Source organism: Azotobacter beijerinckii (genome assembly GCF_900110885.1).
GTDB lineage: Bacteria > Pseudomonadota > Gammaproteobacteria > Pseudomonadales > Pseudomonadaceae > Azotobacter > Azotobacter beijerinckii.
Map to the genome: position 1 here is coordinate 148,748 of NZ_FOFJ01000004.1, position 20,613 is coordinate 169,360.

Below are 20,613 nucleotides of genomic sequence, written 5' to 3' on the forward strand. Positions count from 1 at the left end.
GGCGCCGCGCTCCCCGCTAGGGAGCGCGACGGCCTTGCGCTCAGTTTTGCGCCGTTGCCGTCGGCGCCTGGCAGAGGCTGTTCGGTCCCTGCAGGTAGGGCTGGAGGATCGGTGCCATGCCCTTGAGCACCTGCACCGGCAGGGCCGAGGTGAACTGGAACTTCTCTGCGGCACGGCCGGGGACGTAGGCGGTGAGCGTGCCGAAGTGGTTCGGCCCGAGGTAGAAGACGAAGGTGGCGGTGCGGTTCAGCGCCTGCGAGCTGACCACGTAGCCGCCGCGGGCGACCCGCTGGATGCGGTTGTCGCCGGTGCCGGTCTTGCCGCCGACTTTCAGCGGCGAGCCGTCGGCCTGGCGGAAGCTGCCCAGCAGACGCCGTGCGGTGCCCTTTTCGACCACCTGGGCGACGGCGTCGCGCAGGGCCGCCGCGATTTCCGGGGCGAGCACCCGGCGGGCGCGGTCCGGAGCGAGGCCGAGACGGGTCTCGTAGGGCGTGTCGACGGCGAATTCCAGGTTGTCGATTCGCACTACCGGCAGGCGTACGCCGTCGTTGAGGATGATGCCGATCAGCTCGGCGAGCGCCGCCGGGCGATCCCCCGAGCTACCCAGGGCGGTGGCCAGCGACGGCACCAGGTGGGAGAAGGGGTAGCCCAGCCGCTGCCAGCGCTGATGGATGTCGAGGAAGGCCTCCACCTCCACCATGGTGCGGATGCGGCTGTCCCGGGCGCTGCGGTGACGGCTCTTGAACAGCCAGCTGTAGACCTCCTGGCGCTCGTCGCGGCTGGCTTCCACGACCTCCTCGTAGCTGGCCGCCGGATGCTGGATCAGGTAGCCCAGCAGCCACAGGTCGAGGGGGTGGACGCGGGCGATGTAGCCTTGGTCCGGGAGGCTGAAGGCGCCGGGGCCGTAGGTCCGGTAGAGGCTGTCGAGACGCTTCTCGGTGAGGGTAGGGTCGTTCGGCAGCTGGGCGCGCAGGAAGGTGTCGAAGGTGGCGCGGTCGCTCTGTGGCAGCAGGTAGCGGTGCACCGCGGCGAGCCGCACCGGGGTGACGCGCAGGCCTTCGAGGAAGGTGGCCAGGCGCACGTCGGTGTTCTTGCCGCGGTACTTGTTCCAGAAGCGCTTCAGGTACACCGTGCCCTCGCGGTCGGCGAAGCGGGTCAGGTACTCCAGGCGGCGCGGGTCCTGGTCGTCCTTGAGCAGGGCGACGCTGTTGTTCGGCGAGTGGTAGGTGGTGTAGCGGACGATGTCGCGCAGCAGGCGCACGAAGGGCAGGTTGATCGACTCGCGCAGCGCCTCGCGAAGGGTCGGCAGGCGGCCGTTGTCCTCCTTGCGGAAGTTGGCGAAGGTGTGCAGGCCGCCGCCGGTGAAGAAGCTCTCGCCGGGGCTGGCCGAGTACTTGCGGTCGAGGGCGGCGTCGAGCATCGCCGGCAGGCTGGCGGAGGGATTCTCCATCAGCCACCCCAGCGCCCAGCGGGTCAGCAGGTCCAGCGGCTCCAGTTCCGCCTCCGCTGCCCGCAGCGCGGTCCGATCCTGCCCGGCGAAGCGCGCGTGCAGTTCGGCGACGATCTCCAGGTAGGTGGTCAGCACCCGCAGCTTGGCGGTCGAGCCCAGTTCCAGCTTGCTGCCCTCGTTGATGTCGAAGGGCTGCGTGGTGCTGTCGGTCTGCACCCGCACGAGGAAGCTGTCGCCGCTGCGCTCGAACAGCGTGAAGCTGTAGCGCACCTCGTGGGTCTTCTCCGGCGACAGCAGGTGCTCGCCGAACAGGCCGACGCGTTCGGCGAAGGCCGGGTCGGTCAACTGGCCCAGATAGCGGGTGACGGCATCCTGCAGCTCGCCCTGCAGGGGGGTGCTGGCGGACAGGTCGAAGCGGTCGAGGTCGTACAGCGAACGCTGCAGCAGGGTGGCCAGGCGGCTGCGGGCGACGCTGATGCCCTTGGTGGTTTCGATGGGCTGGACGGCGGGCTCCTGCAGCCAGTCGCGGAACACGGCGTGCTGGGCCAGGGCGGCCTCGGCCAGGCCGGCGTCGAGCAGCCCGCCGCTGCGCAGCAAGCGGATGTGGCTGTCGGTGAGGGCGGCCAGTTCGTCGCGGCCGAGAATCAGGTAATGGGAGGGGCGGCGCTGGGCAATCAGCAGCGAGAGCACCTGGCGCAGCGCCAGGCCGCGTTCGGCGGGCGGGGCGTCCGGCGCGGCGAGCAGCTGGTTGACCCGGGCGAAGTCGGCGCCGTACCAGACCCGCAGGCCGTCGGCCAGGCCGTGCACCTCGCCGTAGCCCGGGGCGGCGGAAAGCGGCACGCTGTTCAGGTAGTCGCGCACGATGTTCTGCCGCGCTTCCATGGTCTGCGGCCCGCCCTGGTAGGCGCGCACGCTGGCGGAAAACATCTGCCGCAGTTTTTCCATGGCCGAGTCGGTCAGCCCGTCCGGCGAGTGGCGGTATTTCTCGATCTGCGTGGCCAGGGTGCTGCCGCCGGCCGCCTGGCCGGACAGGCCGAACAGCTCGCGAACCTGGGAAAGCGCAGCCTTGGCGAAGCGCGGCCAGTCCACCGCGGGGTTGGCCAGCGGTTGCGCGGGATCGAGCAGGTAGCGGTTCTCGATGAACAGCAGGCTGTTCACCACCAGCGGCGGGATGCCGCCGTAGTCGGGATAGAACTCCTTCGGCAGGCGGTAGCTGTAGAGCGGCACGCCGCGGCAGTCGCTGATGGTCAGCCCGGCCTGGGCTTTTTCCGCGTAGGGCGGGAACAGGTTGTGGCGGCTGTAGTCCAGCAGCGGCTGGGAGAAGCGCGCCTGCCGGGTGATCTGGAAGCCCCGCTGTTCGAGCCGCGGCAGCCATTCGGGCAGCGCCGTGTAGCCCAGGCGACGGTCGTAGGGGCCGCGCGCGGGGAAGTGGATCGCCGGGCTCGGGCCGTCGCCCACCGAGTAGCCGAGGGTGGCGGCGTAGCGGCTGAGTTCCCGCGATTGCAGGCGCGAGGTCTGCAGCTCGCTGCGCAGCAGCACGCCGAGCACGCCGGCGCCGACCAGCACCAGGAACCCGAACAACAGACCCCAGCGCAGCCGGCGTGGCGGCGGCGACGGCGGCGCGCAGACCGGCAGATCGTGTTCGGGGAGTTCGGGGCGTTGTTCATCTGTCTGCCAAAGTGCACCCATGTCGACCTGTACCCGGCGGTTCCCGCCTATCTGCCTGTCCTGTCAGCTCATTAGCTTAGCCGTTGCCTGAATGGCCTGGGGGGCCTCTTTTGCCACTTGGTCGTGCTTTGTCTCGCCTGACCGGGGGCTTTCCGTTCAGCGGCTTTTCTGCGCCGCACTGACGCCCTCCAGGGTGGCGAAGGAGGTGTCCTTGGCGGTCAGCAGGAAGTCGCGCATGAAGGGCGCATCCAGCATGTCGGCGCGGATCGCCGCTTGCAGCGTGGCGTACAGGCCCTTCTCGCCGAGCCGCCGGGCGGTGACGTAGCCGCGCGAGCTGTACTCGTGCAGCGCCCAGTTCGGCAGGCAGCAGACCCCGCGTCCGGAGGCCACCAACTGCAGCATCATCACCGTCAGCTCGGCGGTGCGCACGCCAGCCGGTTCGATGTCGGCCGGATCGAGAAAGCGGGTGAAAATGTCCAGGCGGTCGCGCTCCACCGGGTAGTGGATCAGCACTTCCCCGGCTAGGTCGGCGGGCTGGATGTACGGCCTGCCGGCCAGCGGGTGCTGGTTGGCCACGGCGAGCAGCGCCTCGTAGGTGAACAGCGGCACGTAGGCGATGCCGGGCATCTCCAGCGGGTCGGAGGTCACCACCAGGTCGAGATCGCCGCGGGCCAGCGCCGGCAGCGGGGCGAAGGGGAAGCCGGAGGCGAGATCCAGCTCGACCTCCGGCCAGGCGTCGCGGAACTGGTCGATGGTCGGCATCAGCCACTGGAAGCAGCTGTGGCACTCGATGGCCATGTGCAGGCGGCCGGCGGTGCCGCCGGCGAGGCGCGCCAGGTCGCGCTCGGCGCTGCGCAGCTGGGGCAGCAGGGCGTCGGCCAGTTGCAGCAGGCGCAACCCGGCGCTGGTGAAGCGCAGCGGCTTGGTCTTGCGCACGAAGAGTTGCAGGCCGAGCCGATCCTCCAGCTCCTTGAACTGGTGGGAGAGTGCCGACTGGGTCAGGTGCAGGCGCTCGGCGGCCTCCACCAGGCTGTCGGCCTCGCGCAGGGCGTGCAGGGTGCGCAGGTGGCGCAGTTCGAGCATGACGGCCTCTCATGAAAATTTCTAAAGATAATCAGGAATTAGTTGAGTTTGTCTCATGCCTTGCGCCTTGTCGACAATGCGTCCCTCACTGACATGGAGAAAGCGCATGGCCCTGGCCCATACCCTCGGATTCCCCCGCATCGGTCGCGACCGCGAATTGAAGCAGGCCCTCGAAGCCTACTGGCAGGGGCAGCTGGACGAAACCGGCCTGCGCGCGGTTGGCTGCTCGCTGCGCACCGCCCACTGGCAGATGCAGAAGGACGCCGGCATCGAGCTGCTACCGGTCGGCGACTTCGCCTGGTACGACCAGGTGCTCGCCCATTCGCTGCTGGTCGGCGCGGTTCCCCGGCGCTTCCGCCCGGCCGACGGGCGAGTCGGCCTGGACACCCTGTTCGCCATGGCGCGTGGCGCCGGGCAGGGCTGCGCCGGCGCCCAGGCCCTGGAGATGACCAAGTGGTTCGATACCAACTACCACTATCTGGTCCCCGAGTTCGCCGCCGACCAGCGCTTCCGGCTGAGCTGGGAGCAGCTCTTCGAGGAGGTGGCCGAGGCCCGCGAGCTGGGCTATCGGGTCAAGCCGGTGCTGATCGGCCCGTTGACCTATCTCTGGCTGGGCAAGGCCCGGGACGGTGCATTCGACCGCCTGGAACTGCTCGAACGGCTGCTGCCGATCTACGGCGAAATCCTCGGCCGGCTCGCCGCGCTCGGCGTGGAGTGGGTGCAGATCGACGAGCCGATCCTGGTGCTGGATCTGCCGCAGGCTTGGAGGAGCGCCTTCGAGCGCGCCTATCACCTGCTCCAGCAGGCGCCGCTGAAGAAACTGCTGGCGACCTACTTCGGGGCGCTGGACGACAACCTCGGCCTGGCGGCGAACCTGCCGGTCGACGGCCTGCACATCGATCTGGTCCGCGCCCCGCAGCAGTTGGCCGGGGTACTCGACCGCCTGCCGCCGTACAAGGTGCTGTCCCTCGGCGTGGTGAACGGCCGCAACGTCTGGCGCTGCGACCTGGAGCAGGCGCTGCAGCCGCTGCGGCTGGCCGCCGAGCGCTTCGGCGAACGGCTGTGGGTGGCGCCGTCCTGCTCGCTGCTGCACAGCCCGATGGAGCTGGCGCGGGAGGACCGGCTCGACGAGGAGCTGAAGGGCTGGCTGGCCTTCGCCGTGGAGAAGTGCCGGGAGGTCGCGCTGCTGGCCAAGGCCGTCGAGGCGCCGGAATCGGCCGAGGTACACGCCGCCCTGGCGGATAGCCGGACCGCGCAGGACGCGCGCCGGCATTCCCCGCGCATCCACAATCCGGCCGTGCAGGCCCGTCTGCGGGGTATCGGCGAGAACGACTGGCGGCGCCCGACGGCCTTCGTCGAGCGCATCGGCAGGCAGCGCGCGCAGCTCGAGCTGCCGCCGTTCCCCACCACCACCATCGGTTCCTTCCCGCAGACCGCACAAATCCGCCAGGCGCGCCAGGCCTACCGGCGCGGGACGCTGGACGAGGCCGGCTATCGCGCGGCGATGCAGGCCCAGATCCGTCGGGCGATCGAAGTGCAGGAGCGGCTCGGGCTGGATGTGCTGGTGCACGGCGAGGCCGAACGCAACGACATGGTCGAGTACTTCGCCGAGCAGCTGGAGGGCTATGCCTTCACCCGCTTCGGCTGGGTGCAGAGCTACGGCTCGCGCTGCGTCAAGCCGGCGCTGGTGGTCGGCGACATCCAGCGGCCGCGCCCGATGACGGTGGAGTGGATCCGCTATGCCCAGAGCCTCACCGCGCGGCCGATGAAGGGCATGCTCACCGGGCCGGTGACCATGCTGATGTGGTCCTTCCCTCGCGAGGACCTGCCGCGCGAGGAGCAGGCGCTGCAGCTGGCCCTGGCGATCCGCGACGAGGTGCAGGACCTGGAGGCGGCCGGCATCCGCATCGTGCAGATCGACGAGGCGGCCTTCCGCGAGGGCCTGCCGCTGCGCCAGGCCGAACGCGGGCATTACCTGGACTGGGCGGTGCAGGCCTTCCGCCTGTGCAGCGCGGGAGTGCGCGACGAAACCCAGATCCATACCCACATGTGCTACAGCGAGTTCAACGACCTGCTCGAGGCCATCGCGGCGCTGGATGCCGACGTCATCTCCATCGAGGCCTCGCGGTCGCAGATGGACCTGCTCGAGGCCTTCGAGGACTTCGCCTACCCCGGCGAGATCGGCCCGGGGGTCTACGACATCCATTCGCCGCGGGTGCCGGGCCGGGAGGAAATGCTCGCGCTGCTGCGCCAAGCCGCCGAACGCATCCCGCCGGAGCGCTTGTGGGTGAACCCGGACTGCGGCCTGAAGACCCGCGGCTGGAGGGAGGCCGAGGCGGCACTGGCCAACATGGTGGCGGCGGCGCGGGCGATGCGCGCCTCCCGGGCGCCGGTGAGCGAAGGCGACGCCTGAGCGGCCGGTCGCGGCGGGAGGGACGGGGCGGCGTTCGACCGTCCGGCAGGCTTCATCAAATTGTCACGGTTCTGTGGTAACGCGCTCGAACGAACATCCGCACAATCCTGCTCCAATGGGGTTCTGTTTTCCGGGTGTTGGCGATGCGCGCATTGTTCCTTCTGGCTCTCCTGCTGTGCGGCCTGCCAGGCCTGGCGGCTTCCCGCTGCGATCTCCAGACGCCGACCGCATTGGCCGATACGGGCGCGGTGCGGCTGGCCTACCAGAGCATCGGGCGGGATTCCGACCCGGCGCTGCTGCTGGTCATGGGGCTCGGCGGTCAGCTGATCGACTGGCCCGACGAGGTGCTGCTCGGCCTGTGCCGGCAGGGCTTCCGGGTGATCCGCTTCGACAACCGCGACGCCGGCCTGTCCGTCTGGGCGGGGGAGGCACCGCAGGCCAGCCTGACCTACGGGCTGCTGCGCCACCGGCTCGGGTTGTCGGTGCCTGCGCCCTATGCGCTGCGCGACATGGCCCGGGATGCGCTGGCGCTGATGGCGCGGCTGCAGGTGCCGCGCTTCCATGTGCTCGGCGTCAGCATGGGCGGGATGATCGCCCAGCACATGGCCGATCTGGCGCCCGAACGGGTGCAGAGCCTGACCCTGATGATGACCAGTTCCGGGGCGACGGGGTTGCCGGCGCCCAGCGAGACGCTGCTGAAACTGCTGGCGCGGCGCGAGGCGGAGAGTCGTGAGGTGGCGATCGAGCGGCAGGTCGAGCTGCTCGCCGCACTCGGCAGCCCGCGGGTCGAGGTCGACCGCGAGCAGCTCCGGCGGCAGGCGGCGACGGCCTACGACCGCGCCTTCAATCCGCAGGGCGTCCAGCGGCAGATCCTCGCCCTGCTCGCCGAGCCCAGTCGCGTCGAGCTGCTCGAGCGCCTCCGCCTGCCGACCCTGGTGGTGCACGGGACCGCCGATCCCCTGCTGCCGGCGATGCATGGCGTGCATGTCGCCGCCCATGTGCGGGGCAGCGAACTGCGGCTGATTCCCGGTCTGGCCCACCGCTTCCAGGAGGCTTTCAAGGAGCCGCTGCTGGCGGCGGTGCTGCCGTATCTGCGCAGCCAGCGCAAGGCGGCTGCGCTGGCTCGGCTGTAGCCGGGGCGCGTGGGACGGCCGGCCGTTCGCGCAGATACTCGGCGAGCCGCCGCTGGGCGGCCGGCGGCAGCTGCAGGCCGAGCTTGGTGCGCCGCCAGAGGATGTCCTCGGCCTGCTCGGCCCATTCCTCGCGGCACAGGTAATCCACTTCCCGGCCGTACAGTCCGCCGCCCAGGTGCTCGCCGAGATGGGCGGGCTGGCTGGCGCCCTCGAGCAGCCGATAGGCGCGGCTGCCGTAGGTATGGGCCCAGCGCTGGGTGAGTCCGTCCGGCAGCCAGGTGAACTCCTGCAGCAGGGTGCCGGCCAGCACGTCCGGATCGTCCAGTTCTTCGCCGCCGGGCAGCGCCGTGCCGGCGGTCCAGCTCGGTCCCATCGGTGGCAGGAAGGGCGCCAGCCGCTCCAGCGCCGCCTCGGCGAGCCGGCGGTAGGTGGTCAGCTTGCCGCCGAACACCGACAGCAGCGCCGCCTGGCCCGGCCCGGCGGAGAGGCTGAGGCAGTAGTCGCGGGTGAGGGCGGCGGGATCGCGGGATTCGTCGTCGAGCAGCGGGCGTACGCCGGAAAAGCTGTGGCGGATGTCGCTGCGCTGCAGCGGCCGCTTGAAGTGGGCGTTGACCACCCGCAGCAGGTAGTCGATTTCCGTTTCGCTGATGGCGACCTGGGCCGGATCGCCGGCGAACTCCCGGTCGGTGGTGCCGATCAGGCTGTAGCGCTGCAGGTAGGGGATGACGAAGACGACGCGCCGGTCCTCGTTCTGCAGGATGTAGGCCTCGTCGCCTTCGTAGAGGCGCGGCGCGATCAGGTGGCTGCCCTGGACCAGGCGGATGCGATGGGGCGGGCGCTGGTGCAGGGCGTCTTCGATGAAGCGGGTCACCCAGGGGCCGGTGGCATTCACCAGCGCCCGGGCGCGAACGCTCTGGCGACGGCCATCGGCCTGCTGCAGCTCGATCTGCCACAGGCCCTGCTGGCGCTGCGCGGACAGGCAGCGGGTGCGCGGGCAGATGGTCGCGCCTCTTTCCCGCGCGGCGATGGCGTTGAGCAGCACCAGGCGGGCATCGTCCACCCGGCAGTCGGCGTATTCGAAGCCGCGGCGGATTTCCGGCTTGAGCGGGCTGTCCGCCGTGAAGCGCACGGCATGCGAGGCGGACAGCTGCCCGCGGGCACTCAGGCGGTCGTAGAGGAACAGGCCGGCACGGATCAGCCAGGCCGGACGCAGCTGGGGGCGATGGGGGAGGATGAAGCGCAGCGGTCTGACGATGTGCGGCGCCTTGGCGAGCAGCACCTCGCGCTCGGCCAGTGCCTCGCGCACCAGGCGGAATTCGCCGTGTTCGAGGTAGCGCAGGCCGCCGTGGATCAGCTTGCTGCTGGCCGAGGAGGTGTGGGCGGCCAGGTCGTGCTGTTCGCACAGCAAGACGCGCAGGCCGCGTCCGGCGGCATCGGCGGCGATGCCGACGCCGTTGATGCCGCCGCCGACCACGACCAGGTCGTAGAGTGGGGTGTCGAGCGAAAGGGGGGAATTGGTGTCCATATTCGGCTAAGGTAGCGGTTCAATGCGCAATGCGTCCATTTTCCACTGTCGAACATGACTCCCGCCATCGATCTGCTGAAAAAAGCTCGCGCCGAGTTCCGGGTGCACAGTTACGCCCACGATCCGAAGTCCGCTTCCTATGGCCTGGAGGCGGCCGAGAAGCTGGGCTTGCCGCCGGAGCAGGTCTACAAGACGCTGCTGGCCGCGACCGAGAGGGGCGAGCTGCTGGTGGCGGTGGTGCCGGTCGCCGGCAGTCTGGACCTGAAGGCCTTGGCCACTGCCGCCGGGGTCAAGAAGGTCGACATGGCCGACCCGAGCGTCGCCCAGCGCAGCACCGGCTACCTGGTCGGCGGTATCAGTCCGCTGGGACAGAAGAAGCGCCTGCGCACCTTCGTCGACGAGTCGGCCCGGCGCTTCCCGAGCATCTTCGTCAGTGCCGGCCGTCGCGGGCTGGAGGTGGAACTGGCGGCACAGGTGCTGGCCGATCACACCGGGGCGAGTTTCGCGGCCATCGGGCGCTGAAGGGATCAGCCGTCCTCGCTGTAGCGGCGCACGCCCGAGCAGGCCGGGTCGGGCTGGAGGGTGCCCTCGCCCTGGGCGGGGAAGACCACCAGATGTTCGGCCGCTACGCCGATGCCGACCTGCTCTCCGGGCAGATGGTCGATGTGGCTGGGGAAGATGGCTTCCAGCGGGCTGCCGGTAGGCAGCTGCAGGCGGTAGAGGGTGGAGGCGCCGAGGAAGGTCTTGCCGGTGATGGTCGCCTTGAGAGCGCTGTGGGGCATGTAGACGATATCGTCCGGACGCAGCAGGACCTCCACGGTACTGCCGGTGGGGCAGGAATAGGCGCGGTTGCCCTGGATCGCGCCGAGTTCGGTCTGCACCGTCTCCGGGCTCAGTAGCTGGCCGCGGATGAAGTAGCCCTGGCCGACGAAGCTGGCCACGAAGGGGGTGAGCGGTTCGTGGTAGAGGTTGTAGGGGGTGTCCCACTGCTCCAGGCGGCCATTGCGGAAGACCCCGACGTGATCGCTGACGGCGAAGGCCTCTTCCTGGTCGTGGGTCACCAGTACCGCGCTGGTGCCGCGCGCCTTGAGGATCTCGCGCACCTCGTGGCTGAGCTTGCGGCGCAGTTCCACATCCAGGTTGGAGAAGGGCTCGTCGAGCAGCAGCAGTTGCGGCTCAGGCGCCAGGGCTCGAGCGAGGGCGACGCGCTGCTGCTGGCCGCCGGAAAGCTCGTGGGGGTAGCGCTGGGCCAGCGGGGCGAGTTTGACCAGCTCCAGTAGTTCGGCGGTGATGCGTTCGCGCCGGGGATGCTGGCGGATGCCGAAAGCGATGTTCTCCGCCACCGTGAGGTGCGGGAACAGCGCGTAGTCCTGGAACACCATGCCGATGTGGCGCTTCTCCGGCGCCAGGGTGAATCCGGCGCGGGAGATCACCTCGCCGGCGAGCTGGATCTCGCCGTCCTGCACCGGCTCGAAGCCGGCGATGGCGCGCAGGGTGGTGGTCTTGCCGCAGCCGGAGGGGCCGAGCAGGCAACCGATATCCCCCGCGTTCAGGTGCAGGTTGATCTGCTGGACGACCTTGTGACCCTGGTAGCCGCAGACCAGGTCGCGCAGGTTGAGCAGCAGCGGATGGGTCATGCGTGGTGGTAGGCGGGTTCGATGAGAAACTCCAGCAGCGCCTTCTGCGCGTGCAGGCGGTTTTCCGCCTGGTCCCAGACCACCGAGCGCGGGTCGTCGAGCAGGTCGAAGCTGATCTCCTCGCCGCGATGGGCCGGCAGGCAATGCATGAAGAGGACGTCGGCGGCCGCCAGGTCGAGCAGTTCGCCGCTCACCTGGTAGGGCTTGAAGAGCGCCAGCCGGTCTTCGGCCTCCTTTTCCTGGCCCATCGAGGTCCACACGTCGGTACTGACCAGATGGGCACCGGCGACGGCTTCGCGCGGATCGCGGACGATCTGCACGCGCTCCGGGGCGATGGCGACAAATTCGGGCTTGGGTTCGAAGCCCTGCGGGCAGGCGACCCTGAGCTGGAAGTCGAACTGCCGGGCCGCTTCGATATAGGTGTTGCACATGTTGTTGCCGTCGCCGACCCAGGCCACGGTCTTGCCCTGGATCGAACCGCGCTGCTCGAGGAAGGTCTGCATGTCGGCCAGCACCTGACAGGGATGCAGATCGTCGGACAGGCCATTGATGATGGGGACCTGGGAATTCTCGGCGAACGTCGTCAGGGTGCTGTGGGCGAAGGTGCGGATCATCACGGCATCGAGCATGCGCGACATGACGATGGCCGTGTCGCTGATCGGTTCGCCGCGGTCCAGCTGGCTGTCCCGCGGCGAGAGGAAGATGGCCTGGCCGCCGAGCTGGATCATCCCCGCTTCGAAGGACAGGCGGGTGCGGGTCGAGGCCTTCTCGAAGATCATGCCCAGCACCCGGTTCTTCAGGGGCTCGAACAGGGCGCCGCGATTGCGCAGATCCTTCAGCTCGATGCCGCGACGAATCAGGTTGGCCAGCTCCTGGGGCGTGCAGTCCATCAGTGATAGAAAGTGCCTTGCGCTCATCATCGGTTCCTTTCTTGTATCGGTACAAGCCGCAGGTTGAGAGCGGATCTCCGCCGGAAATGACTGTGCCTGCAGCGGCCACTCAAGGGGTGGCGAAAATGGGAAAACGGCGATCTTATAGGGAAAAGGCAAAACCGCGCAAACCGCCCCTTAGAACGAAGAAAGCAAAGTCCATGCCTGTATTGGATCGTGGAGGTGTGCCGTCCGGCGGGCGGTTTTCGTGAAGTCTGAGCGCTGAGCTTGGTTTTACGTTACACTGCCGCCATCGCTCGACTTCGTCGGAAATCCCAGCCGAGGTGACTTAATGGATATCATCGAAACCATCAAAGAACAGATCGCCAGCAACAGCGTGCTGCTGTACATGAAGGGCTCGCCGAATGCGCCGCAGTGCGGCTTCTCGGCCCGCGCCTCGCAAGCCCTGATGGCCTGCGGCGAGCGGTTCGCCTATGTCGACATCCTGCAGAATCCGGAAATCCGCGCGACGCTTCCGAAGTACGCCAACTGGCCGACCTTCCCGCAACTCTGGGTCAAGGGCGAGCTGATCGGCGGCAGCGATATCATCCTCGAGCTGTTCGAGAAGGGCGAGCTGCAGCAGATCGTCAAGGGAGCGGCCGATCAGGCCGATGCCTGAGGCGCGGTAAAACCGCACCATCGCCGCGCCCGGCCCCTCGGACGCGGCGATCCGGGAAATGCCCGCATCGAGAGATGCGGGCATTTTCGTTTCCATGCCCTGCGTATCTCCTGCCCCGGCGTTCAGGCCAGGCGCAGATGGTTGTCCCAGAGCCCGGCCGGCAGCGCCAAGTGGCGGGTTTCGATCCGGGCCCGGCGGCAGTCGTACAGCCGGCAGCGACTCTGCCCGGAGCTGACGACGAAGCCTTCGGCGATCGCGGCGACGCCGGCGCAGTCGGCCAGCGGGGCGTCGAGGCGCAGCTCGGCGCTGTCCAGACTCCAGATCAACACCCGGTTGCCGCGCGGTGCGGTCACGGCCAGCAGGCGCAGTTCGTTGTGGATCGCCACGCTGGCGGTGTACTGGTTCATCGCCCGGCGCTGGGTCTCGCCGAGGGGGAAGGCCCGGAAGGGCTGGCCGGGACGCTTGATCGCCAACAGCGGCACGGCGTCCTGCGGGCCGCCCTCGTATTGCTGGCCGCTGACCACGGTGCCGTCGCTGGCCACGGCCAGGTGGCGCACGCTGTTCATCGGTTCGGGCAGCCGTTCCTTGGCGAGCAGGCGGCCGTCGCGGTGCAGCAGCACCAGGCTCGGCTCCATGGCGTCGAGGTTCATCTTCTCGCGGCTGTCGGCCTCGGTGCGGATGCCGCCGTTGGCCACCACCAGCGTCTCGCCGTCGGGCATCCACAGCAGCTGGTGCGGGCCGATGCCGTGGCTGGGGTGCTCGGCCACGCGTTGCAGCCGCTGTGCCTGCAGGCGATAGACGCCGATCACCCCGCGGCCGGGCTCGCGGGTATCGTTCTCGGTGCCGTAGAACCACTCGCCGCCGGCATGGAACACGCCGTGTCCGTAGAAGTGCCGGTCGGCGGGGGTTGCCAGCGTCTGCAGCAGGCGGCCGTCGCGGGTGTCGATCAGGTAACTCTCGCGGCTCGGCCGGCGGCCGACGAACAGCGCCAGCGGCAGGTGCGGGTGGGGCACCACGTCGTGGCAGCGTTCGGCCACCGGGGTGGCGAAGGCCCGGCCGCCGTCCAGCCGGTAGCCGACCGCCTGGTGACGGCCATCGGCATCGTCGCGGGCGGAGAGCAGCAGCGGCTGGCGGCTGCCGGGCATCAGTCGCCAGCCACCCAGCGTGGCGGCGGCGAGCAGGACGCCACCGCCGGCGAGCAGGGTGCGTCGCTTCATCGTCGTCCCTCAATCGCCGTCGTGGGCATTGAAGCCGAGCTGGATGCCGAGCGCCTTGGCCAGCTCGCGCTCGTGCAAGCGGTGCAGGCGGTCGAGGCTGTCGTAGAGGGCGCCCAACTGGTCGCGTCCGGCCTTGTCGGCGAGCAGTTGGTCGAGCGGACGCTGCGGGGCGGCGAGCCGTTCACGGCTGTCGCCGAAGGCTTGGTCGAGGCGCCGCGCGAGTTCGTCGCGTTCGCTGCCGAGCAGGCTGCGCAGGCCGTCCTGCTTGACGCCGAGCCATAGGCGCTCGGCCGTCGCCAGGCTGGCGGCAAGGTTGGCGAGCGTGGCCTGGCTGCGCCAGGCCTCGGCCTGCAGAGGCTGCGGCACGCCCTTGCTCTGCCGGCCGAGCGGGGTGCCGAGCTTTTTCTTCAGGCCGTCGAGGGCGTCGACCTCGGCGCGCAGGATATCGGCGACGGCTTCCTTGGCCTCGGCATAGCGGCTGTTGGGGAACTTGTTCAACTGCGCGGCCATGCCGGCCTCCCCCTGCCATTGCTGGTGGATTTCCGCGGAGAGGGTCTGCTGGTGCTTGCCGACGGCAATCAGCAGCGGGCAGTAGCGTTGGCGCTGGGTGGCGTCGGCGAGGTTCAGGCCCGCGTCGAAGAGCAGGTATTCGTAGGCGCTGAGACCCTGGACCACCACGCTGGCCTGGTCCAGGTCGTCCTGGGTCAGCTGCGGCTTCTGCTGCAGCAGGCTTTCGACCTGGCGGGCGACCAGGTTCTTCTTGTCCGGCCAGAACTGCACCTGCCAGGCCAGGTTGCCTCCGGCCAGCGGTCCGATCAGCAGGGGTTGCAGGGCGGCCCAACTGCCCTGGGCGGCCAGGAAGCTCTGCCGTGCCTGCTGGAGGTCCTCGTTGCCGGCGCAGAAGGCCAGGGCGCTGGCCGCCAGCTGGCGGTCGGCTTCGGTCCAGGCACCGTAGGCCGGCAGCAGCACGCCGTCGCTCAGGGCGATGCTGGTCTGCAGGTGGGGCTCCTTGGGCGTGCAGGCGCCGAGGAGCAAGCCGGTCAGGACAAGGAGGAGCGGGGTGGTGCGGAACATGCCTTGGTTCCTTTTCAGAGGGAGTTCAGGAAGGCCAGAAGCGCTGCACGCTGGCCGGCGTCGAAGGTGAGGACCCGGTCCCTGGCCGCTTGCGCTTCGCCCGCGTGCCAGAGTAGCGCTTCCAGCAGGCTGCGCGCTCGGCCGTCGTGAAGGAGCCGGATGTGGCCGGCGACTTTTTGCGTCTGGCCGATGCCCCACAGCGGCGGAGTCCGCCATTCGCGGCCGTTGGCCTTGAATTCCGCGCGATTGTCGGCCAGGCCGTCGCCCATATCATGCAGTAGCAGGTCGCTGTAGGGGCGGATCGTCTGGTTGGCCAGTTCCGGCTCGGCGGAGTTTGCGGCGGTGACGAAGGCGGGGGTGTGGCACTGCGCGCAACCGGCGCGGTAGAACAGCGCCTTGCCGGCCAGCACCTGCGGGTCGTCCACGGCGCGGCGTGCCGGCACGCCGAGGTGGCGGGTATAGAAGAGCACCCGGGCGAGCAGGTGGTCGCTGACCTCCGGCACGCCGCCGTCGGCACCGGCGAGGCAGTCGCCCTGGGCTGGCGTACAGCTGCTGCCGGGCAGCAGGCCGCTGGAGAGGCCCAGATCGTTGAAGAAGGCGTCGGCGTTCTGCTGGTTGAGATTCGGTTGCCCGGCTTTCCAGCCGAAGCGGCCGAGGGCGGTGCTCTGGCAGGCCAGGTCGCGGACCCGGTTGGGACGGCCGGAGATGCCGTCGCCGTCGGCGTCGTCGGGATCGGCGTTGGCGAGGATGGCCGCCTCGGGGATCGCCTCCAGCAGGCCGAGGCCGATCATCGGCGGGGCGATACGCAGGGAAAAGCGGGTGTCGGGGTGCAGCGGGCCGTAGCCCAGGCGGTCGAGCTGCAGCCGGGGCTGGCGCAGCGCCACTTCGAAACCGTCGGAAAAACGCAGGCGGTGGCTGTCGTAGCTCAGGCGCACCCGGGCTTCCGGGACCACGCCGGGCACCGCCATGCTTTGCAACTGGGTGCCGTAGCGCGGTTCGGGCACCACGCCGAGGCGTTCGGCGAGGGGCGCGGTTGCCGGCGTCTCGGGGAGCGACAGGCGTACCAGCAGGGACACCGCATTGTCCGCCCGGCCCTCCGGCGGATGGCCGCGACCGCCGCGGAGGTGGCAGTTCTGGCAGGCGTTGGTGTTGAACAGCGGGCCGAGGCCGTCGCGGGCGGTGGTGCTGGCCGGGGCGGTCACCCAGGGCTTGCGGAAGAAGCTGTTGCCGACGGCGAATTCCAGGCGTTGCGCAGGCGTCAGGTTGGCCGAGGGCTGGGCGAAGGCGTCCCGGTCGCTGCGCCGGACGGTGGCGCTGCCGGCCGACAGGGCCTCGCCGGGCTCGGGTCGACTGAAGTCCGGCGGCTGTCCGTCGCAGGCGCCGAGGCCGAGCACCAGCAGCAGGGAAAAAAGGCGGCGAAGCGGTGACGGCATCGACGGCGTCTCGGGGAAGGGCGCGGCGGCGAACCGCGCCCGGCGTGCGGCGGAGGGTCAGAAGCCGTGGTCGGCGCTGTCCGGATTCAGTTCGCCGATGCCCAGCCGGGCCGCGGCCTGCTCGATCGAGCCGGTCTGCTTGACCAGCGCGGCGATGGTATCGCGCACCAGTTGCTGGCCGGCGGCGTTGTCGGCGGCGATCAGTTGGTCGAAATGCTGCCCCTTGGCGGCGCTGTCGACCAGCGCCTGCAGGCGGGCTTCGCTGGCTGCGAGGTCGGCCTTGAGGGCGGCGTCGGCCTGGGCGTCGGCCCGGGCGACCAAGGCCGAGAGGCTCGGACCGCTCAGCAGGCTGCCGTCGAGCCGGCGGTATTCGCCCAGGTAGACGTTGCGGATGCCCTTGCCGTCGTAGAAGTGCGCATTGTGGGTGTTGTCGCTGAAGCAGTCCTGCTCGTCCTCGGTGGAATTGGCCTCCAGCGGCACCTTCAGGCGTTCGCCGGCCAGTTCGCCGAGAGACAGGCTGCCCATGCCGAAGAACATCTTGCGCAGGCCGTTCACCGCCGGTTCTCCTTCCAGGCTGGCGCGGTAGTTGCCGGCCGTCTTGGGCTGCCACTGGCCGACCATGTACTCCAGATCGCTCACCAGCAGCGCGGTGACGGCCTTGAGGTAGGCGCGGCGGCGTTCGCAGTGGCCGCCCGTGCAGCCTTTACCGGCCAGGTAGTCGCTGGCCGGGCGCTGGCCGGCGCCGGGGCCCGTGCCGTTCAGGTCCTGGCCCCAGAGCAGGAATTCGATGGCATGGTAGCCGGTGGCGACGTTGGCTTCCGAGCCGGCCAGTTCGTTGAGGCCGGCCAGGGTCTCGCCGGTGATGGTGGCGACGTCGATCTTCTCCTCGCCGACCTGGATCTCGGGATTGGCGACGATGTTGGCGGTGGCGCCGGGATTGCCGAGGGCGTGCTGGTAATCGGCGGCGACATAGTCGATCAGCCCTTCGTCCAGCGGCCAGGCGTTGAGCCGGCCTTCCCACTCGTCGACCACCGGATTGCCGAAGCGGAACACCTCGCTCTGCATGTAGGGCATGCGGGCCGCCACCCAGGCCGCGCGGGCCGCTTGCAGGGTATCCGCGCCCGGCTTGGCGAGCAGGGCATCGACCGCCTGTTGCAGGGCCTTGGCATTGTTCAGGGCGTCGCCGTACACCGCCAGCGCCAGGTAGGCGTAGTGGCTCACCACCGCCTTGGCGGCCGTCTCGTCGACCTGCGGCGCAGCGCTGGGAGCCGTGGCCGACGGAGCGACGGCCTGGGAGGGGGCTTGTTCTTTCTTGTCGTCGCAGCCGGCGAGCGAGAGAGCGACGGCGAGCAGGCTGGCGGCGGCCAAGGGGATGCGGGGCATGGCGGAAGTCCTTGCGGCGAGGTCGGCGGGGCGCGATGCGCGGTGGTGGTTATGATGCGAAGGGTGTGCATTTGTGAACAGTAGACCATGGCCGGTCGGCGCTGCTCCGGCCGCTAGCTGACGGGCGCCTGGAAGGGCTGCGCCTGGCGGATGAAGGCCGCCAGCTCCGCCGCCGGCAGCGGTTTGCTGTACAGGTAGCCTTGCCCCTCGTGGCAGTCCTGGCTGATCAGGTAGGCTTCCTGTGCGACGGTTTCCACGCCTTCGGCGGTCACCTGCTTGCCCAGGCTGCGGGCCAGCTGGATGATGGTGCGGACGATGGTGCCGGCATCGCGGTCGTCGTCGTTGAGCAGGTCCATGACGAAGCTCTTGTCGATCTTGATCTTGTCCAGCGGCAGGCTCTTCAGGTAGCTCAGCGAGGAGTAGCCGGTGCCGAAGTCGTCGATGGCGATCCGCGCGCCGCAGCGGCGCAGGCTGCGCAGGTGACGGGCGGCGACCTGGATGTCCTCCATCAGGCTGGTTTCGGTGACTTCCAGCTCCAGGCTGCCGGCGGGCAGCCGGTAGGTGCGCAGCAGCCGGTCGATCAGGCGCGGCAAACCGTCGTGGCGCAGTTGCACGGCGGACAGGTTGACCGCCATGTGCAGTTCGCCGAAGCCCTGGTCGTGCCATTCCCGCAGCTGCCGGCAGGCCTGTTCGAGCACCCATTCGCCGATGGGGATGATGCTGCCGCTGTGTTCGGCGAGCAGCACGAACTGGTCCGGCGGTACCAGCCCGTGGCGCGGATGGCGCCAGCGCAGCAGGGCTTCGACCCCTTCCACCCGGTGGTTCCGGTAGTTCAGCTGCGGCTGGTAGAGCAGTTGCAGCTCGTCGCGTGCCAGGGCCTCGCGCAGGTCCTTTTCCAGCTCGCGGCGGTGGCGCATCTTGCGGTCGACGCTGGCGATGTAGAAGTGGTAGCGGTTGTGCGAGCGCTTGGCCAGGGTCATGGTCTGCTCGGCCTTCTGCAGCAGCTTTTCGGGGGAGCGGCCATCCTCGGGGTAGAGGGTGATGCCGATGCTGGCATGCAGGTGGACGTCCTGCTGTTCCAGGCGAAAGGGCGTCTCCAGGTCGTCGAGGATGCCCTGGGCCAGCTCGGCGGCCAGGTAGGGCTCCTCGATCTCGGCGCGGACCAGCACGAAACGGTCGCCGCCCAGGCGCGCCAGGGCGCCGAGGGCGGTGTCGTGGCCGCGCAGGCGGTCGGCCAGGGCGAGCAGCAGTTCGTCGCCGATCCGGTAGCAGAACTGTTCGTTGATCGACTTGAAGTCGTCCAGGCCGACGCAGAGCACGGCCACCCGCCGCTGGTGGCGGCGCGCGTCGAGCAGGACCTGGCCGAGCAGGCGCAGCAGGTGCTGGCGGTTGGGCAGGCCGGTGAGCACATCGTAGTAGGCCATGCGCTGCAGGCTGTGCTCCGCCTCGTGGCGCAGGCGGGTGTTGCGCTCGATGGCGGCGAGCAGCTGGTTGGCGGTGCGGGTCCACAGCCCCAGCTCGTTCTGCTCGTGGCCCTCCAGCATCGGCAGTTGCCGGGCGCCGGGGTGTTCCGGGTCGATCTGTGCCAGGTGGGCAATGATCCGATCCAGGGGCTTGGTCAGCAGCCGCTGGTAGATCAGGTAGAGCAGCAGGGCCAGGACGACGGCGTGCAGCAGGCCGGAGAAGGCGATGACCTGGGCGCGGGTCAGGAAATCGTGGCCGTAGGCGGCGGTGTCCAGGGTGATGTGCAGGTCGCCGTAGTGCTCGTTGTCCGGGGGTCGCCCGAGCAGCGCAATGCCGAAGTGCCGCTCGCGGCCGAGCAGCGGATCGGTCAGCGGGCGGCTGGCGAAGGTCGGCGGCTCGCGGGAGCGCTCGGCCAGGGGGGCGCCGGAAGCCGGGTCGATGCTGCCCGAGGCGACGGCCTCATGGTGCAGCAGGCCTTCGACGATCTGCAGGCCCGTCGCCCGGTCCCGGCTGTGGAGCGCCTGGGTCGCGGGGGTACGGAACATGGCGAGGATCCGTTGCGCCTCGCGGTCGATCTGCTGGCGGGTCTTCTGCAGCTCGAAGGCGATCTGGGCACAGCTGAACAGCGCGCCGAGCAGAAGGGCGCAGAGCAGTACGACACGGAGCAGTTTCAGCGACAGGCTGTTGCGCGGGACCGGCTTCACATGGGAGTCCTGGTGGAGTACCGCCTCGGCCAAGTATTGGCACGCCGGGGATGGACGTCAAAAACGGCCTGTTTTGCTCTGCAAAAGACTTTTTCGCCGCCAGAAACGAGAAAACCCGACCGAGGTCGGGTTTTCCGCAGCGCTTCGGGGATCAGGCGGCGTAGTTGGCGGCCACGAAGTCCCAGTTCACCAGGTTCCAGAACGCCTCGACGTACTTCGGACGCAGGTTGCGGTAGTCGATGTAGTAGGCGTGTTCCCAGACGTCGCAGGTCAGCAGCGGGGTGTCGCCGCTGGTCAGCGGGCAGCCGGCGCCGATGGTGCTGGCCAGGGCCAGGGAGCCGTCGGCCTTCTTCACCAGCCAGGCCCAGCCGGAGCCGAAGGTGCCGATGGCGGTCTTGGTGAACTCTTCCTTGAACTTGTCGAAGGAGCCGAAGGCGGCGTTGATGGCATCGGCCAGGGAGCCGGTCGGCTGACCGCCGCCCTGGGGCTTCAGGCCGTTCCAGTAGAAGGTGTGGTTCCACACCTGGGCGGCGTTGTTGAAGATACCGCCGGAGGACGTCTTGACGATCTCTTCCAGGCTCTTGCCTTCGAACTCGGTACCCGGGACCAGGTTGTTCAGGTTCACCACGTAGGTGTTGTGATGCTTGCCGTAGTGGTATTCCAGGGTTTCGGCGGAAATATACGGCTCGAGAGCGTTTTTCTCGTAAGGCAGCGGCGGCAGTTCAAAAGCCATGATCAACTCTCCATTCTCATCGGGTCATGGGGCGCGCGGCATGGGCGCGACCGGTTCGGGTGCTGCTTGGAGCGGGGCGCAAGGCGCCATAGGCGAGGGATCATAGCACCGGGGTTGCGACATATCCACGCAGCATACGTGTGGGAAA

At 69.1% G+C, this 20,613-nt stretch carries 15 protein-coding genes; 4 read left to right on the top strand and 11 right to left on the bottom strand.

The window, feature by feature from the left end; genetic code table 11:
* Nucleotides 1-40: 40 nt before the first annotated feature.
* Nucleotides 41-3,139, bottom strand: a complete 3,099-nt coding sequence (locus BMY22_RS03515; RefSeq protein ID WP_090619613.1) for a transglycosylase domain-containing protein — start codon at nucleotides 3,137-3,139, stop codon at nucleotides 41-43.
* 135 nt (nucleotides 3,140-3,274) lie between these two features.
* A complete protein-coding gene (metR, locus tag BMY22_RS03520; RefSeq protein WP_090619614.1) occupies nucleotides 3,275-4,201 on the bottom strand; it encodes a transcriptional regulator MetR in 927 nt (308 codons plus the stop codon).
* Between the two features lie 106 nt (nucleotides 4,202-4,307).
* Between metR and metE the strand changes: the two genes are divergently transcribed.
* Both metE and BMY22_RS03530 read left to right on the top strand, forming a co-directional pair.
* Entirely contained in the window at nucleotides 4,308-6,614 is a 2,307-nt protein-coding gene (metE, locus tag BMY22_RS03525) for a 5-methyltetrahydropteroyltriglutamate--homocysteine S-methyltransferase (protein ID WP_090619615.1), read from the top strand.
* Nucleotides 6,615-6,757: 143 nt separating this feature from the next.
* Complete coding sequence (locus BMY22_RS03530; RefSeq protein WP_208599220.1) at nucleotides 6,758-7,747, top strand: alpha/beta fold hydrolase; 990 nt, start codon at nucleotides 6,758-6,760, stop codon at nucleotides 7,745-7,747.
* Here the strand turns inward: BMY22_RS03530 and glpD are convergent.
* Complete coding sequence (gene glpD / locus BMY22_RS03535; protein WP_090619616.1) at nucleotides 7,671-9,272, bottom strand: glycerol-3-phosphate dehydrogenase; 1,602 nt, start codon at nucleotides 9,270-9,272, stop codon at nucleotides 7,671-7,673. The two genes, BMY22_RS03530 and glpD, sit on opposite strands and share 77 nt — an antisense overlap.
* A 54-nt stretch (nucleotides 9,273-9,326) precedes the next feature.
* On the opposite strand from glpD, the gene ybaK reads away from it, so the two are divergent.
* Entirely contained in the window at nucleotides 9,327-9,794 is a 468-nt protein-coding gene (gene ybaK / locus BMY22_RS03540; RefSeq protein WP_090619618.1) for a Cys-tRNA(Pro) deacylase, read from the top strand.
* A 5-nt stretch (nucleotides 9,795-9,799) separates the two neighbouring features.
* Here the strand turns inward: ybaK and BMY22_RS03545 are convergent, their stop codons facing one another.
* Entirely contained in the window at nucleotides 9,800-10,909 is a 1,110-nt protein-coding gene (locus BMY22_RS03545; protein ID WP_090619620.1) for an ABC transporter ATP-binding protein, read from the bottom strand.
* Nucleotides 10,906-11,826, bottom strand: a complete 921-nt coding sequence (gene argF / locus BMY22_RS03550) for an ornithine carbamoyltransferase (protein WP_090619622.1) — start codon at nucleotides 11,824-11,826, stop codon at nucleotides 10,906-10,908. The genes BMY22_RS03545 and argF overlap by 4 nt, the downstream gene beginning before the upstream one ends.
* Nucleotides 11,827-12,130: 304 nt before the next feature.
* Between argF and grxD the strand changes: the two genes are divergently transcribed.
* Complete coding sequence (grxD, locus tag BMY22_RS03555; RefSeq protein WP_090619623.1) at nucleotides 12,131-12,457, top strand: Grx4 family monothiol glutaredoxin; 327 nt, start codon at nucleotides 12,131-12,133, stop codon at nucleotides 12,455-12,457.
* Nucleotides 12,458-12,579: 122 nt separating this feature from the next.
* Here grxD and BMY22_RS03560 read toward each other — a convergent pair whose 3' ends face one another.
* From BMY22_RS03560 to sodB, 6 genes are all read right to left on the bottom strand, one after another.
* Nucleotides 12,580-13,674 carry a DUF1513 domain-containing protein gene (locus BMY22_RS03560; protein ID WP_090619625.1) on the bottom strand — a complete coding sequence of 365 codons (1,095 nt, stop codon included), beginning with the start codon at nucleotides 13,672-13,674 and terminating at the stop codon, nucleotides 12,580-12,582.
* Between the two features lie 9 nt (nucleotides 13,675-13,683).
* A complete protein-coding gene (locus tag BMY22_RS03565; protein WP_090619626.1) occupies nucleotides 13,684-14,748 on the bottom strand; it encodes an imelysin family protein in 1,065 nt (354 codons plus the stop codon).
* A 14-nt stretch (nucleotides 14,749-14,762) separates the two neighbouring features.
* On the bottom strand, nucleotides 14,763-16,181 hold the full coding sequence (locus tag BMY22_RS03570; RefSeq protein WP_090619628.1) for a di-heme oxidoreductase family protein: 1,419 nt from the start codon (nucleotides 16,179-16,181) through the stop codon (nucleotides 14,763-14,765).
* 57 nt (nucleotides 16,182-16,238) lie between these two features.
* Nucleotides 16,239-17,564, bottom strand: a complete 1,326-nt coding sequence (locus BMY22_RS03575) for an imelysin family protein (protein ID WP_090619629.1) — start codon at nucleotides 17,562-17,564, stop codon at nucleotides 16,239-16,241.
* Nucleotides 17,565-17,677: 113 nt separating this feature from the next.
* Nucleotides 17,678-19,732 carry a putative bifunctional diguanylate cyclase/phosphodiesterase gene (locus tag BMY22_RS03580; protein WP_167363691.1) on the bottom strand — a complete coding sequence of 685 codons (2,055 nt, stop codon included), beginning with the start codon at nucleotides 19,730-19,732 and terminating at the stop codon, nucleotides 17,678-17,680.
* A 151-nt stretch (nucleotides 19,733-19,883) separates the two neighbouring features.
* Nucleotides 19,884-20,465: a superoxide dismutase [Fe] gene (gene sodB / locus BMY22_RS03585; protein WP_090619632.1), complete on the bottom strand. Its 582-nt coding sequence runs from the start codon at nucleotides 20,463-20,465 to the stop codon at nucleotides 19,884-19,886.
* Nucleotides 20,466-20,613: the final 148 nt, after the last annotated feature.

Coding starts and splice junctions, on each gene's coding strand:
- BMY22_RS03560 (WP_090619625.1), bottom strand. CDS start 13,674: ATGAAGCGACGCACCCTGCTCGCCGGCGGTGGCGTCCTGCTCGCCGCC.
- metR (WP_090619614.1), bottom strand. CDS start 4,201: ATGCTCGAACTGCGCCACCTGCGCACCCTGCACGCCCTGCGCGAGGCC.
- metE (WP_090619615.1), top strand. CDS start 4,308: ATGGCCCTGGCCCATACCCTCGGATTCCCCCGCATCGGTCGCGACCGC.
- ybaK (WP_090619618.1), top strand. CDS start 9,327: ATGACTCCCGCCATCGATCTGCTGAAAAAAGCTCGCGCCGAGTTCCGG.
- BMY22_RS03575 (WP_090619629.1), bottom strand. CDS start 17,564: ATGCCCCGCATCCCCTTGGCCGCCGCCAGCCTGCTCGCCGTCGCTCTC.
- glpD (WP_090619616.1), bottom strand. CDS start 9,272: ATGGACACCAATTCCCCCCTTTCGCTCGACACCCCACTCTACGACCTG.
- sodB (WP_090619632.1), bottom strand. CDS start 20,465: ATGGCTTTTGAACTGCCGCCGCTGCCTTACGAGAAAAACGCTCTCGAG.
- grxD (WP_090619623.1), top strand. CDS start 12,131: ATGGATATCATCGAAACCATCAAAGAACAGATCGCCAGCAACAGCGTG.
- BMY22_RS03565 (WP_090619626.1), bottom strand. CDS start 14,748: ATGTTCCGCACCACCCCGCTCCTCCTTGTCCTGACCGGCTTGCTCCTC.
- BMY22_RS03515 (WP_090619613.1), bottom strand. CDS start 3,139: ATGGGTGCACTTTGGCAGACAGATGAACAACGCCCCGAACTCCCCGAA.
- BMY22_RS03545 (WP_090619620.1), bottom strand. CDS start 10,909: ATGACCCATCCGCTGCTGCTCAACCTGCGCGACCTGGTCTGCGGCTAC.
- BMY22_RS03530 (WP_208599220.1), top strand. CDS start 6,758: ATGCGCGCATTGTTCCTTCTGGCTCTCCTGCTGTGCGGCCTGCCAGGC.
- BMY22_RS03570 (WP_090619628.1), bottom strand. CDS start 16,181: ATGCCGTCACCGCTTCGCCGCCTTTTTTCCCTGCTGCTGGTGCTCGGC.
- argF (WP_090619622.1), bottom strand. CDS start 11,826: ATGAGCGCAAGGCACTTTCTATCACTGATGGACTGCACGCCCCAGGAG.